Origin of the sequence: Streptomyces sp. SCSIO 75703 (assembly GCF_036607905.1) — a bacterium.
Classification (GTDB): Bacteria; Actinomycetota; Actinomycetes; order Streptomycetales; family Streptomycetaceae; genus Streptomyces.
This window is the reverse complement of sequence record NZ_CP144555.1, coordinates 934,321-950,035: the sequence shown is the minus strand read 5'-3', so window position 1 is coordinate 950,035 and position 15,715 is coordinate 934,321. Positions and strand designations below refer to the sequence as shown.

Sequence of the window (15,715 nt, the reverse complement as noted above, 5' to 3'; positions counted from 1 at the left end):
GCACCGGCTCCCACCCGGCACCGCTGACGCACGCTCCGAGATTGGTAGAGGTACAGATGGCAACCGAGGACAAGCTTCGCGACTACCTCCAGCGGGCCACTGCCGACCTGCGGCACGTGAAGCGACGCCTGCGGGACGCCGAGGCCCGGGAGCGCGAGCCCATCGCGATCACCGGCATGAGCTGCCGCTACCCCGGCGGCGTGACCACCCCCGACCAACTATGGGAACTCGTGGCCGAGGGCCGGGACGGCATCTCGGCCTTCCCGCTCAACCGAGGCTGGGACGTCGAGGGGCTGTACGACCCCGAGCCCGCCACCCCCGGACACACCTACGCCCGCGAGGGCGGCTTCCTCCACGAGGCCGACCGGTTCGACGCCGACTTCTTCAAGATGAGCCCCAAGGAGGCCCGCGAGACCGACCCCCAGCAGCGCCTGCTGCTGGAGACGTCCTGGGAGGCGCTGGAGCACGCCGGTGTGGACCCGCTCTCCCTCAAGGGCAGCCTCACCGGTGTGTTCGCCGGCGTCGTCTACCACGACTACGCCACCGACGGCGGCACCGGCGGCCTCGCCAGCGTCGCCTCCGGACGCGTCTCCTACACGCTCGGCCTCCAGGGCCCGGCGGTCACCGTCGACACCGCCTGCTCCTCCTCGCTCGTCGCCCTCCACTTCGCCGTCAAGTCGCTGCGCGCCGGCGAGTGCGACCTCGCGCTGGTCGGCGGCGTCACCGTCATGGCCACCCCCACCTCCTTCGTCGGCTTCAGCCAGGAACGCGGCCTCGCCCCCGACGGTCGCTGCAAGTCCTTCGCGGCCGCCGCCGACGGCACCGGATGGGGCGAAGGCGTCGGCATGCTCGTCGTCGAACGGCTCAGCGACGCCCGCCGCAACGGCCACCCCGTCCTCGCCGTGGTCCGGGGGAGCGCCGTCAACTCCGACGGTGCCTCCAACGGCCTCACCGCGCCCAACGGTCCCGCCCAGCAACGGCTCATCCACCAGGCCCTTGCCGCCGCCCAGCTCACCGCCGACCAGGTCGACGCGGTCGAGGCGCACGGCACCGGCACCACCCTCGGCGACCCCATCGAGGCGCAGGCCCTGCTCGCCACGTACGGCCAGGGGCGCCCCGCCGGGCAGCCGCTGCACCTGGGCTCGGTGAAGTCGAACATCGGGCACGCGCAGGCGGCAGCAGGCGTCGGCGGCGTCATCAAGATGGTGCAGGCCATGCGTCACGGCATCCTGCCCCGCACCCTCCACGTGGACGAGCCGACGCCCGCCGTCGACTGGTCCACGGGCAACATCTCCCTGCTCACCGAGGCCGTCGCCTGGCCCGCTCTCGGACGCCCCCGCCGTGCCGCCGTCTCCGCGTTCGGCCTCAGCGGCACCAACGCCCACGTCATCATCGAAGAGGCACCGGCACCCGAGGAGAGCGAACCGGCCACCCCGCCCGCCGTCACCTCCTCACTGACCCCGCTGCCGCTCTCCGCGAAGACCCCGGACGCCCTGCGCGACCAGGCGTCCCGGCTGCTCGCCCACCTGACGACGGGCCCCGGCACCGGCACCTCCGTAGGCGACCTCGGCTTCTCGCTCGGGACGACGCGTGCCGCGCTGGACCACCGCGCGGTGCTGCTGGCCGGAGACCGCGAAGCCGCCGTACGCGCCCTGAGCGACCTGGCCGAAGGCCGGGAGAGCGCCGACGTGCTCACCGGGTCGGGCGCCGCTGTGGAGGGTCTGACGGGGTTTCTGTTCACGGGGCAGGGTGCGCAGCGGTTGGGGATGGGGCGGGAGTTGTATGGGGTGTTCCCGGTGTTCGCGGGGGCGTTGGATGCGGTGGTGGGGGAGTTGGACCGGTGGTTGGACCGGTCGTTGTTCGAGGTGATGTGGGGTGAGGACGAGGGGTTGTTGGGCCGGACGGTGTATGCGCAGGCGGCGTTGTTCGCTGTCGAGGTGGCGTTGTTCCGGTTGGTGGAGTCGTGGGGTGTGCGGGCCGATGTGGTGGCCGGGCATTCGATCGGTGAGGTGAGTGCGGCGCATGTGGCGGGGGTGTTGTCGTTGGGGGACGCGGCCGAGTTGGTGGCGGCGCGTGGGCGGTTGATGCAGGGGTTGCCGGCGGGTGGGGTGATGGTGGCGGTGTCGGCGTCGGAGGACGAGGTGGTGCCGTTGCTGGGTGCGGGTGTGGGGTTGGCGGCGGTGAACGGTCCGTCGTCGGTGGTGGTGTCGGGTGTGGCGGACGGGGTGCTGGCCGTCGCGGAGCACTTCGCCGGGCTGGGGCGTCGTACGAAGCGGCTGAACGTGTCGCACGCCTTCCACTCGCCCCTCATGGAACCCATGCTCGACGCCTTCGCCGAGACGGCCGCCCGGATGACATACCACGCGCCCCGGCTGCCCATCGTCTCCAACGTGACGGGCCGGCTCGCCGGGCCCGGCGAACTCACCACCCCCGACTACTGGGTCCGCCACGTCCGCGGAACGGTCCGCTTCCACGACGCCGTCCGCACCCTGCACACCGAAGGCGCCCGCGTCCTCATCGAGATCGGCCCCGACGCGGCGCTCACCCCCCTGACCGCCGACTGCCTGCCGGACACCGGCGACACCCTGTGCATCCCCGTCCTGCGCCGCGCCCGCGACGAGGAACGCTCCCTGCTCACCGCCCTGGCCCACGCCCACGCGCACGGCACGGCCGTCGACTGGCACGCCTTCCACGCGGACCGGGGCGCCGGCCGCGTCCCCCTCCCCACCTACCCCTTCCAGCGCCGCGCCTACTGGGCGGAGCGCCCCGACGCACACAGCGCTCCCCGGCCCACCGACCCGGCCGGAGCCGCGTTCTGGGAAGCCGTCGCCCACCAGGACATCCCCGCCCTCGCTGACCGCCTCGACGTCACCGAGACCGCCCTCGGCGAGGTCCTGCCCGCGATGTCCCGTTGGCACCGTCTCCACCAGGAACGCGCCGCACTCGACGACCTCCGCTACCGTGTCGTCTGGCAACCGGCCACCCTCCCCTCCGCCGCCGCGTTGGACGCCCCCTGGATCGTCGCCGTCCCCGAAGGCTCGACCGACACCCCCACCGTCGGCGCGCTCCTGGCCGCACTCGGCGAACGCGGCGCCTCGCCCCGCGTCATCGAAGCCGTGTCCGGCCAGAGCCGCGCGGACCTCGCCGCCCGGATCGCCGCGCGGCCCGCCGCCGGCCTCCTGTCCCTGCTCGCCCTCGACGAGCGCCCCGAACCCGCAAACCCCCACCTCACCCGGGGACTGACGGCCACCGTCACCCTCGTCCAGGCCCTCGCCGACACCCCGGACGCCCCCACGCTCTGGTGCGCCACGCAGGGAGCCGTCGCCACCTCCCGCTCCGCCGAACTCACCTCCCCGGCGCAGAGCCAGCTCTGGGGCCTCGGATGCGGCCTCGCCCTCGACCACCCCGACACGTGGGGCGGCATCGTCGACCTCCCCGCCGAGCCCGGCCCCGCCGACCTGCACCGCCTCTGCGACATCCTCTCCGCCACCCTGGGCGAGGACGCGGTGGCCCTGCGCGGCGACGGCGCCCTCGCCCGCCGCCTGGTCCGCGCACCCCTGGGCGACCGCGCCCCCGGGCGCTCCCGGGCGACGCACGGCACCGCGCTGATCACCGGCGGCACCGGCGGCCTCGGCGCGCACGTGGCCCGCATGCTCGCCGCCGACGGCGCCGAACACCTGATCCTCCTCAGCCGGAACGGCGACGCGGCCGCGGGCGCCCGCGAACTCGCGGCGGAGCTGGAAGCCACCGGGACCCGTGTCACCCTCGCGGCCTGCGACGTCACCGACCGCGCCGCGCTCGCGGCGGTCCTCGACGCCGTACCCGGGGAGCTGCCCCTGACCACCGTCGTCCACGCGGCGGGTGCCGCGCAGCGCATGGCCCCGCTCACCGACCTCACCCACGAGGAGTTCGCCGCCGTCGGCCACGCGAAGGTCACCGGCGCCCAGCACCTCGACGACCTCCTCGGTGACCGCCCGCTCGACGCGTTCGTCCTCTTCTCCTCCGGCGCCGCCGTCTGGGGCAGCGCCGGACAGGCCGCCTACGCCGCCGCCAACGCCCACCTCGACGCCCTTGCCCACCGCCGCCGCGCCCGCGGACTCACCGCCACCTCCGTGGCCTGGAGCTCCTGGCAGGGCGGCATGGTCGACGCCGAACTCGGCGCCGTGATGGAACGCATCGGCGCACCCGCCATGGACCCCGGCCTCGCCATCGGCGCCCTGAAGCAGGCCCTCGACCACGACGAAAGCCACCTGGTCGTCGCCGAGTTCGACTGGTCCCGCTTCGCACCCACCTACACGCTCGCCCGCCCCCGCCCGCTCCTCGACGCCCTCGACGACGTGACCCGGGTCCTCACCGCCGAGCCCGACTCCACCGGCTCCGACGCGGACACCCTGATGGCACGCCTCGCCGCCCTCTCCACCGCCGAGCGCGGCCGCGCCCTCCTCGACCTCGTACGCACCCGCGTCGCGACCCTCCTCGGATACGACGCGCCCTCCCAGCTCGACCCCCAACGCGCCTTCGAAGACCTCGGCTTCGACTCCGTCGCGGCCGTGGAACTGCGTCAGGCACTGACCGCCGCCACCGGCGCCCCACTGCCCGCCACGCTGGTCTTCGACTACGCCACCCCCACCGCACTCGCGGACCATCTGCACACCCGGCTCTTCCCCGACGGCGACGACGACGCGACCCCGCTCCTCACGGAGGTCGAGCGGTTCGAGGAACTGGTCGGCAGGCTCGGCCCCGAGGAGATCCGCAGCAGCCGCATCACCTCACGGCTGCAAACCCTCCTCGACACCCTGACCACCCTCCAGAGCGGCGCAACGGGAGCGGCGGTGCGCGACACGCTCGACGACGCCTCCGCCGACGACGTCCTCGCCTTCATCGACCAGGAACTCGGCCTCGCCTGACACGGGCACGCTGCCGGCATCTGACCCTAAGGACTCGGTGAGACCGATATGGCCAACGACGACAAGATCCTCGACTACCTCAAAAAGGTGACCGCCGACCTGCACCGCACCCGGCGCCGCCTCCAGGACGCCGAGGCCGCCGCGCGGGAACCCATCGCCATCGTGGCCATGGGCTGCCGCTTCCCCGGCGGAGTGACCACCCCCGAGGAACTGTGGCAGCTGGTCGCCGAGGGCCGCGACGCCGTCACCGGCATGCCGGACGACCGGGGCTGGAACCTCGACGAGATCCTGGGCCAGGACGCCTCGCGGCCGGGCACCAGCTACGTCCACCAGGGCGGATTCCTCCAGGGCGCCGCCGACTTCGACGCCGGCTTCTTCGGCCTCAGCCCCATGGAGGCGGAGGCCACCGACCCGCAGCAGCGTCTCACCCTCGAAGTCGCCTGGGAGACGTTCGAACGGGCCGGAATCGACCCGGAGACCCTGCGCGGTGGCCGCGTCGGCGTCTACATGGGATCCGGCATCCAGGACTACGGCGACTTTCCCGAGGGCGTTCCCGAGGCCGTCGAGGCGTACATGGCCACCGCCCGCGCCGCCTCCGTCATCTCCGGACGCATCTCCTACACCCTCGGACTCGAAGGCCCCTCCTTCACCGTGGACACGGCCTGCTCGTCCTCCCTGGTCGCCCTCCACCTCGCCGCCCAGTCCCTGCGCCAGGACGAATGCGCCCTCGCGCTGGCCGGCGGCGTCATGGTCATGTCGACGCCCGCGCCGTTCGTCGCCTTCAGCAGGCAGCGTGGCCTCGCACCCGACGGACGCTGCAAGGCGTTCTCGGACACCGCCGACGGAACCGGCTGGTCCGAAGGGGCCGGCATCGTCCTGCTGGAACGCCTCTCCGACGCCCGTCGCAACGGGCACCCCGTACTCGCCGTCATCCGCGGATCCGCCATCAACTCCGACGGCGCCTCCAACGGCCTCACCGCACCCAGCGGCCCGTCCCAGCAACGCGTCATCCGCCAGGCCCTCGCCAACGCCCGCGTCCCCGGCGCCCACGTCGACGTGGTCGAGGCCCACGGCACCGGCACCACCCTCGGCGACCCCATCGAGGCACAGGCCCTGCTCGCCACGTACGGCCAGGACCGCACCGCCGAGGACCCCCTGCGGCTCGGCTCGCTCAAGGCGAACATCGGCCACGCCCAGGCCGCGGCCGGCGTCGGCGGCGTCATCAAGATGGTCATGGCCCTGCGCCACGCGACGCTGCCCAGGACCCTCCACGTCGAGCGGCCCTCCCGCCACGTCGACTGGACCTCGGGCCACGTCAGTCTCCTCACCGAGGCCGAACCCTGGACCCTCCGCGACCACCCCCGCACCGCGGGCGTCTCGGCGTTCGGGCTCAGCGGCACCAACGTCCACGTGATCCTCCAGGAGGCGCCCGCACCGGAACCCGCCCCGGACACGGGAACGGCCGAACCGGCCACCGACCGCCGACCCGCCCCCTTCACCTCCCCCCTCACCCCCTTCCTCGTCTCCGGACGCAGCGCCGCCGGCCTGCGCGCCCAGGCGGAGCGCCTGGCTTCCTTCGTACGCGCCGGAGCGGGCGCGACCGCACGGCCCCGGGACATCGGCCGCGCCTTGCTCGCCACCCGCACCGCGTTCGAGCACCGCGCCGTGGTCCTGGACACCGCCCCGGACGGCGACAGCGGCGAGCCCGACACCCTCCTCGCCGGCCTGGACGCGGTCGCGGACGGCACCAAGGCACCCCAGGTGATCCGCGGCACCGCCACCGGCCCCGCCCAGGTCGCCTTCGTCTTCCCCGGGCAGGGCTCCCAGTGGGCCGGCATGGCCGTCGAACTCCTGGCCTCCTCACCGGTGTTCGCCGACCGGATGCGCGAGTGCGCCGAGGCGCTGGCCCCCTTCACCGACTGGGACCTCCTCGACGTCGTCCACCAGCGCCCCGGCACCCCCACCTTCGAGGAGGTCGACGTCGTCCAGCCGGTCCTGTGGGCCGTCATGGTGTCCCTCGCCGGCCTCTGGCGCGCCTGCGGTGTGGAGCCCGCCGCCGTCGTCGGACACTCCCAGGGGGAGGTCGCGGCGGCCTGCGTCGCCGGAGCCCTCTCGCTGGAGGACGGCGCCCGCGTCGTCGCGCTCCGCAGCAAGATCATCCGCCAGGACCTGGCCGGACGCGGCGGCATGATGTCGGTCGGACTCCCCGCCGCGCAGGCCGAGACGGTGATGAGCGCCTGGGGCGAACGCCTTCAGATCGCCGTGGTCAACAGCCCCTCCTCCACGGTCGTGTGCGGAGAGGCCGAAGCCCTCGACGAGCTCTACGCCCACCTGGAGACCCAGGGCGTGCAGGCCCGCCGGATACCGGTGGACTACGCCTCCCACTCCGTGTTCGTCGAGGAGATCCGCGACCGCCTGCTGGCCGAGATCGCCGATGTCACGCCCCGCCCGTCGACCACGACGTTCTACTCGACCGTCACCGGCGGCCCCTTCGACACCACCGGACTCGACGCCGGCTACTGGTACGAGAACCTGCGCCGCACGGTGCGCTTCGAGGACACCACCCGGGCCATGCTCGACGACGGGTTCACCCTCTTCGTCGAGGCCAGCCCCCACCCGGGCCTCTTCATCGCCCTCGGCGAGACGGTCGCCGCCACCTCGGCGTCCGCCACCGCCGTCGGCTCGCTGCGCCGCCACAAGGGCGGCACGGACCGGTTCGCCACGTCGCTGGCCGAGGCGTACGTGCACGGGGCCCCGGTCGACTGGAGCCTCTTCCTCGACCCCACCGCCTCCGAGGGACGCGTCGAACTGCCCACGTACGCCTTCCAGCGCGAGCGCTACTGGGCCACCGCACCCACCGGCGCCGGGGACGTGCTCACCGCCGGCCTGGAACCGGCCGGCCACCCCCTGCTCGGCGCCCGCGTCCCGGCCCCGGACACGGACGCGCTCAGCCTGACCGGCCGCCTCGCCCTCGGCACGCACCCCTGGCTCGATGACCACCGGGTGGGCGATGCCGCCTTCTTCCCCGGCACCGGACACGTGGAACTCGCCGTCTACGCCGGCGACCAGGTCGGCTGCCCGGTCCTCGACGAACTGACGCTGGAGACACCGCTGATCGTCCCCGAGCGGGGCGGCGTCGCGGTCCGCGTCACGGTCGGCACGGCAGGCACCGACGGCCGCCGCCCGGTGACCGTGCACGCCCGCGCGGAGGACGGCGACGAGCCGTGGACGCGCCACGCGACGGGCGTCCTGGCGCCGGACACCGCGACACCGACCGCGGCCGGCACCGAAGACGCGGCCTGGGCATCCGGGCAGTGGCCTCCGGCGGGTGCGGAGCCGGTGGACCTGGACGGGTTCTACGACGGCATGGCGGAGGCGGGCCTGCGCTACGGACCGGCCTTCCGCGGACTGGACGCGGCCTGGCGCGCGGACGGCGACGTCTACGCGGAGGTCACCCTCCCCACGGGAACACCCGCCACCGACTTCCAGCTTCATCCGGCGTTGTTCGATGCGGCGTTGCATGGGGTGGCGTTGTCGGGTGCGGTGGGTGAGGGGGCGGCGTTGCCGTTCGCTTGGTCGGGTGTGTCGTTGGGTGTGGTGGGTGCGTCGGTGGTGCGGGTCCGGGTCTCGGTGGTGGGTGAGGGCCGGGTTTCGGTGGTGCTGGCGGATGCGGGTGGTGGTGTGGTCGCGTCGGTGGGTTCGCTGGCTTTGCGGTCGGTGGGCGGGGAGCGGCGTGCGGTGGCGGAGTCGGGTGTGTGGGGGTCGTTGTTCGGGGTGGAGTGGCCTGAGGTGGGGCTGCCGGAGGCTGGTGGCTTCGGGGGTCTTTCGGTGGGTTTGTGGGGTGAGGTGGCGGGTTCGGCCGGTGGTGTGGTGCCGGATGTGGTGGTGTTCGATGCGGTGCGTGCCGTCGGTGGGGTGGGCACGGCTGGTGGGGTGCGGGATGCGGTGTGTGAGGTGTTGGGGGTGGTGCGGGAGTGGCTGGGTGAGGAGCGGTTCGGTGGGTCGCGGTTGGTGGTGCGGACGGTGGGTGCTGTCGCGTTGCCGGGTGAGGTTCTGACGGATGTGGCCGGGGCCGCGGTGTGGGGGTTGGTGCGGTCGGCGCAGTCGGAGAATCCTGGGCGGATCGTGCTGCTGGACGGGGACGTGGACGGGGTGTCCGATGCGGTGGTGCGGGTGGCTGGGTTGGGTGAGTCGCAGGTCGTGTTGCGTGGGGGCCGTGCGTTCGTGGGCCGGTTGGTGCGGGTGGTGCGGCCGGCTGGGGAGAGTGGCGGGGTCGTGTTCGGTTCCGCGGGGACGGTGTTGTTGACGGGTGGTACGGGGACGCTGGGCCGGGTGTTCGCGCGTCATCTGGTGGTGGAGCGTGGTGTGCGTCGGCTGGTGTTGACGAGTCGTCGTGGTGGTGAGGCCGAGGGGGTCTCGGAGCTGGTCGGGGAGTTGGAGGGTTATGGGGCGGAGGTGGTGGTCGAGGCGTGTGACGCGGCTGACTGGGTGGCGTTGGAGCGGGTGCTGGGGGCGATTCCGGTGGATCGTCCGCTGGTGGGGGTGGTGCACCTGGCGGGTGTCCTGGATGACGGGGTGGTCGGGTCGTTGACGCCGGAGCGGGTGGCGTCGGTGCTGCGTCCGAAGGTGGACGCGGCGCTGAACCTCCACGAGCTGACCCGTGACATGGACCTCACCGCCTTCGTCCTCTTCTCCTCGGTGGCAGGCACCTTCGGCAACGCGGGCCAGGGCAACTACGCCGCCGCGAACGCGTTCCTGGACGCGCTGGCCACGTACCGCGGAGCCGAAGGACTCCCCGCGCACTCCCTGGCCTGGGGCTTCTGGGACGAGGCCAGCGGGATGACCGGCAAGCTGTCCGACGCGGAGCGCACCCGGATCTCGTCCGTCGGCGGTGTCTTCCCGATCTCCTCGGAGCACGGCGTCGCCCTGTTCGACGCCGCGCTGCGGACGACGGAACCGGTGGTCGTGCCCGTGCGGCTCGACCTCTCCGCCATACGGGCGCAGGGCGACAGCAGCCGCGAACTCTTCCGCACCCTGGTCCCGGTCGTCACCCGCCGCAAGGCCACGGGCAACACCGAGACGAACAGCCTCCAGCGGCGCCTGGCCGGCCTGGCCGAGCCCGAGCGCGAGACGGCCATGCTGGAGGTGGTCCTCGAACAGGTCGGCTCGGTCCTCGGATACAGCTCGATCCAGGCCATCGAGCCGGAGAAGGCGTTCAAGGACCTGGGCTTCGATTCCCTGCGAGCCGTCGAGTTCCGCAACGGGCTCGCCGAGGCGACCGCGCTGCGTCTGCCCGCGACCGTCGTCTTCGACTACCCCACCCCCGTGGCCCTGGCCCGCCACCTGCTCGGCGAAGTATCCGGAGCCGAACCCGCCGTGACGGCGACTCACCACCCGGCGACGCCGTCCGGCGCCCACGACGACCCGATCGCGATCGTCGGCATGGCCTGCCGCTACCCGGGGAATATCGGCTCGCCCGAAGACCTCTGGCAGGCCGTGAGCGACGGAGCCGACCTCATCACCGACTTCCCGTCCGACCGGGGCTGGGACCTGCGCAAGATCTACGACCCCGCGGGCCTGCGACCGGACACCAGCTACGTGGCCCGTGGCGGGTTCCTCGACGAGGCCGCCGGATTCGACCCGGCCTTCTTCGGGATCAGCCCGAACGAGGCTCTGATCATGGATCCGCAGCAGCGGCTCCTGCTGGAGACGTCGTGGGAGGCGTTCGAGCGGGCCGGCATCGACCCGCTGTCCCTCAAGGAGAGCCGCACCGGTGTGTTCGCCGGGATGATGTACCACGACTACGCGCACAACGCGAGCACGGGCGGCATCGCCTCCGGCCGGATCTCCTACGTCCTCGGTCTGGAAGGACCGTCGATGACCGTGGACACGGCCTGTTCGTCGTCGCTGGTGGCCCTGCACCTCGCGATCCAGGCGCTGCGTTCCGGCGAGTGCTCCCTCGCCCTGGCGGGCGGCGTGGCCGTCATGTCGGAGCCCGAGGTCTTCGTGGAGTTCAGTCGGCAGCGGGGGCTGGCGAAGGACGGCCGGTGCAAGTCGTTCGCGGGTGCCGCGGACGGTGCCGCCTGGTCGGAGGGTGTCGGTGTTCTGCTGGTCGAGCGGTTGTCGGACGCGCGGAGGCTCGGACACGAGGTGCTGGCCGTGGTCCGGGGCAGTGCGGTGAACCAGGACGGTGCGAGCAACGGGCTGACGGCTCCGAATGGTCCGTCGCAGCAGCGGGTGATCCGCGCGGCGTTGGCGGATGCGCAGGTTTCGTCGGATCAGGTGGATCTGGTGGAGGCGCATGGTACGGGGACGCGGTTGGGGGATCCGATCGAGGCGCAGGCGTTGCTTGCGACGTATGGGCAGGGTCGGGTGGGTGATCCGTTGTGGCTGGGGTCGTTGAAGTCGAATCTGGGGCATGCGCAGGCGGCTGCGGGTGTGGGTGGTGTGATCAAGGCGGTGCAGGCGATCCGTCATGGGGTGCTGCCGAAGACGTTGCATGTGGATGTGCCGACGCCGGAGGTGGACTGGGCGTCGGGGTCGGTGGAGTTGTTGACGGAGTCGCGGGTGTGGCCGGACCGGGGTCGTCCGCGGCGTGCGGGGGTGTCGTCGTTCGGTCTGAGCGGGACGAACGCGCACGTGATCGTGGAACAGGCCCCCGTGGTGGAAGAGCCGGTGGAGGAGCAGGCCCCGGTGGGGGATGAGGGACCGGGTTTGCCGGTGGTGCCGGTGGTGTTGTCGGCGCGGTGTGGGGCTGGTGTGTCGGGTCAGGCGGCGCGGTTGCTGGACCGGCTGGAGGGGCTGGAAGAGCCGGTTCCTGGTGCTGGTGCTGGTGCTGGTGTTGGTTTGGTGGATGTGGGGTTTTCGTCGGTGGTGTCGCGTGCGGTGTTGGAGCATCGTGCGGTGGTGGTGGCGGCGGACCGTGGGGAGTTGGTGCGGGGGCTGGGGGCGTTGTCGGGGGGTGTGCGGGATGTGTCGGTGGTGCGTGGGGTGGTGCGGCCGGCGGGGGCGACGGCGTTTCTGTTCACGGGGCAGGGTGCGCAGCGGTTGGGGATGGGCCGGGAGTTGTATGGGGCGTTTCCGGTGTTCGCGGCGGCGTTTGATGGTGTGGTCGCGGAGCTGGATGCGTTGTTGGGGTGTGGTGTGCGGGAGGTGGTGTGGGGTGCGGACGCGGGTTTGTTGAGTGGGACGTTGTTCGCGCAGGCGGGGTTGTTCGCGGTGGAGACGGCTTTGTTCCGGTTGGTGGAGTCGTGGGGGGTGCGTGCGGACTTCCTGGTGGGTCATTCGGTGGGTGAGGTTGTGGCGGCGCATGTGTCGGGTGCGTTGTCGTTGCGGGATGCGGCTGTGTTGGTGGTGGCTCGTGGGCGGTTGATGCAGGGGTTGCCTGCGGGTGGGGTGATGGTGGCGGTGGAGGCGTCGGAGGCTGAGGTGCTTCCGTTGCTGGGTGCGGGGGTGGGGATCGCGGCGGTCAATGGTCCGCGTTCGGTGGTGGTGTCGGGTGCGGAGGCCGCGGTTTCTGGTGTGGTGGCGGTGTTCGAGGGGCGGGGTCGGCGGACGAGTGTGTTGCGGGTGTCGCATGCGTTTCATTCGCCGTTGATGGAGCCGATGCTGGCGGAGTTCGGTGAGGTGGTGGCCGGGTTGTCGTTCGGTGCTGCTTCGGTTCCGGTGGTGTCGGGGGTGTCGGGTGAGGTGTCCGAGGGGTGGGGTTCGGCGGAGTACTGGGTGCGGCATGTGCGGGAGGCGGTGCGGTTCGCGGACGCGGTGGCGTTCGCGGAGTCGCGTGGTGTGACGACGTTCATCGAAATCGGCCCCGACGCCGTGCTCAGCGGCATGGGCCAGGACTGCGTCCAGGACGCGGACGCGGTGGCGTTCGTTCCGTTGATGCGCAAGGGCCGTTCCGAGGTGCCGACGGTGGTTTCCGCTCTCGGTGAGCTGCATGTGGCGGGGGTGGGGGTCGACTGGGCCCGGTACTTCGACGGCTCGGGTGCCAGGCGTGTCGATCTGCCCACCTACGCCTTCCAGCACCAGAACTACTGGCTCGTCGGCGAGCAGCGTGGCGCCGATCTCGAATCGATCGGGCAGGAGTCCGCCGATCACCCCCTTCTCGGCGCGGTCGTCGCCTCGCCCGACGGGGACAGCGTGATTCTGACCGGACGTCTGTCCACCGGAGCCCAGACCTGGCTGGCCGATCACGCGGTCGGCGATTCCACCCTCTTCCCCGGCACGGGCTTCGTGGAACTGGCACTGAGAGCGGCACATGAGGTCGGCTACACGGGGATCGAGGAGTTGACCCTGGAAGCGCCGCTGGTGCTCCCGGAGCACGGTGGCGTGGCCCTCCAGGTCGTCGTCGGCACCCCTGACGACTCCGGCCGCCGGCCGGTGACCGTGCACTCGCGAGGCGAGGCGACGGACCTGCCGTGGGTGCGCCACGCCACCGGCTCGCTCATCGCCGTCCCCGACGCGCCTGGTGCCCGGGAAGTGGCGTGGGCATCCGGGCAGTGGCCTCCGGCGGGTGCGGAGCCGGTGGACCTGGACGGGTTCTACGACGGCATGGCGGAGGCGGGCCTGCGCTACGGGCCGGCCTTCCGCGGCCTCAGCGGCGCCTGGCGGACCGACGATCACCTCTTCGCCGAGGTGGGACTCCCCGAAGGCACCGAGCCCGGGACCTACGCCCTTCATCCGGCGTTGTTCGATGCGGCGTTGCATGGGGTGGCGTTGTCGGGTGCGGTGGGTGAGGGGGCGGCGTTGCCGTTCGCTTGGTCGGGTGTGTCGTTGGGTGTGGTGGGTGCGTCGGTGGTGCGGGTCCGGGTCTCGGTGGTGGGTGAGGGTCGGGTTTCGGTGGTGCTGGCGGATGCGGGTGGTGGTGTGGTCGCGTCGGTGGGTTCGCTGGCTTTGCGGTCGGTGGGCGGGGAGCGGCGTGCGGTGGCGGAGTCGGGTGTGTGGGGGTCGTTGTTCGGGGTGGAGTGGCCTGAGGTGGGGCTGCCGGAGGCTGGTGGCTTCGGTGGTCTGTCGGTGGGTTTGTGGGGTGAGGTGGCGGGTTCGGCCGGTGGTGTGGTGCCGGATGTGGTGGTGTTCGATGCGGTGCGTGCCGTCGGTGGGGTGGGCACGGCTGGTGGGGTGCGGGATGCGGTGTGTGAGGTGTTGGGGGTGGTGCGGGAGTGGCTGGGTGAGGAGCGGTTCGGTGGGTCGCGGTTGGTGGTGCGGACGGTGGGTGCTGTCGCGTTGCCGGGTGAGGTTCTGACGGATGTGGCCGGGGCCGCGGTGTGGGGGTTGGTGCGGTCGGCGCAGTCGGAGAATCCTGGGCGGATCGTGCTGCTGGACGGGGACGTGGACGGGGTCTCCGATGCGGTGGTGCGGGTGGCGGGGTTGGGTGAGTCGCAGGTCGTGTTGCGTGAGGACCGTGCGTTCGTGGGCCGGTTGGTGCGGGCGGTGCGGCCGGCTGGGGAGAGTGGCGGGGTCGTGTTCGGTTCCGCGGGGACGGTGTTGTTGACGGGTGGTACGGGGACGCTGGGCCGGGTGTTCGCGCGTCATCTGGTGGTCGAGCGTGGTGTGCGTCGGCTGGTGTTGACGAGTCGTCGTGGTGGTGAGGCCGAGGGGGTCTCGGAGCTGGTCGGGGAGTTGGAGGGTTACGGGGCGGAGGTGGTGGTCGAGGCGTGTGACGCGGCTGACCGGGTGGCGTTGGAGCGGGTGCTGGGGGCGATTCCGGTGGATCGTCCGCTGGTGGGGGTGGTGCACCTGGCGGGTGTCCTGGATGACGGGGTGGTCGGGTCGTTGACGCCGGAGCGGGTGGCGTCGGTGCTGCGTCCGAAGGTGGACGCGGCGCTGAACCTCCACGAACTGACCCGTGACATGGACCTCACCGCCTTCGTCCTCTTCTCCTCGGCTGCCGGAGTGATCGGCAACCCGGGCCAGGGCAACTACGCCGCCGCGAACGCGTTCCTGGACGCGCTGGCCACGTACCGCAGAGCCGAAGGACTCCCCGCGCAGTCCCTCGCCTGGGGGCCCTGGACCGAAGGAGGCATGGCGGACGGCTTGCAGACGGCCGACGCCCAGCGGATGCGCCGCACCGGCATCGAACCGCTGTCGGACCAGGAGGGAACCGCCCTCTTCGACGCCGCCGAGACCTCCGGAGCCCCCGCCCTGGTCACCATGAGCCTCGACCTCACCGGACCGGGAGCACCAGGTCCCGACGACCTGCCCGACCTGTTCCGAGGACTGGTCAGGCCCAGCGCCCACCCCACTGTCGACTCCTCGTCGTCCGGCGCCGCCTTCCGGCAGCGGATGGCCGCGCTGCCCGACGACGAGCGCGAACAGCAGGTGCTCGACCTCGTACGTGCCCACGCGGCCGCCACCCTCGGATTCTCCGGACCCTCGGCCATCGAACCGGACCGGGCCTTCAAGGAGATCGGGTTCGACTCGCTGGCGGCGGTGGAGTTCCGCAACAGCCTCGCCCAGGCCACCGGAATGCGCCCGCCCGCCACGCTGGTCTTCGACTACCCGAACTCGCGCACGCTCGCGCAGTACCTCGCGGAGGAACTGCGTCCCGATTCCCCGGCGGGCGAAGAGGCGGCGAGGGAGGAGCGGATCCGGCGCATCCTGCAAGGGATACCGCTGAGTCGGCTCAGGGACGCCGGGCTGATGGAAGTGCTCTTCGAACTCGCCGGTGCTCACGAGGAGCCGGCGGACCCGACGGAGAGCGCGGAAGAGTCCGCGATCGACTCGATCGACGCGATGGACACCGAGAGCCTGATCAGCATGGCGTTCGACGGTTCTGGCCTTGACGACGCGACACAGGGAATGTGAGAGCC

The 15,715-nt window shown here is 72.2% G+C and carries 2 protein-coding genes; both read left to right on the top strand.

The genetic code is table 11. From position 1 onward, the window contains the following. Positions 1-56: 56 nt before the first annotated feature. Positions 57-4,907 carry an SDR family NAD(P)-dependent oxidoreductase gene (locus VM636_RS04200; protein WP_338483355.1) on the top strand — a complete coding sequence of 1,617 codons (4,851 nt, stop codon included), beginning with the start codon at positions 57-59 and terminating at the stop codon, positions 4,905-4,907. A gap of 48 nt (positions 4,908-4,955) precedes the next feature. Further along, complete coding sequence (locus VM636_RS04195; protein ID WP_338483352.1) at positions 4,956-15,710, top strand: type I polyketide synthase; 10,755 nt, start codon at positions 4,956-4,958, stop codon at positions 15,708-15,710. Positions 15,711-15,715: the final 5 nt, after the last annotated feature.

Excerpts from the sequence above, each read along its gene's own strand:
- VM636_RS04195 (WP_338483352.1), top strand. The coding sequence starts at position 4,956 with ATGGCCAACGACGACAAGATCCTCGACTACCTCAAAAAGGTGACCGCC.
- VM636_RS04200 (WP_338483355.1), top strand. The coding sequence starts at position 57 with ATGGCAACCGAGGACAAGCTTCGCGACTACCTCCAGCGGGCCACTGCC.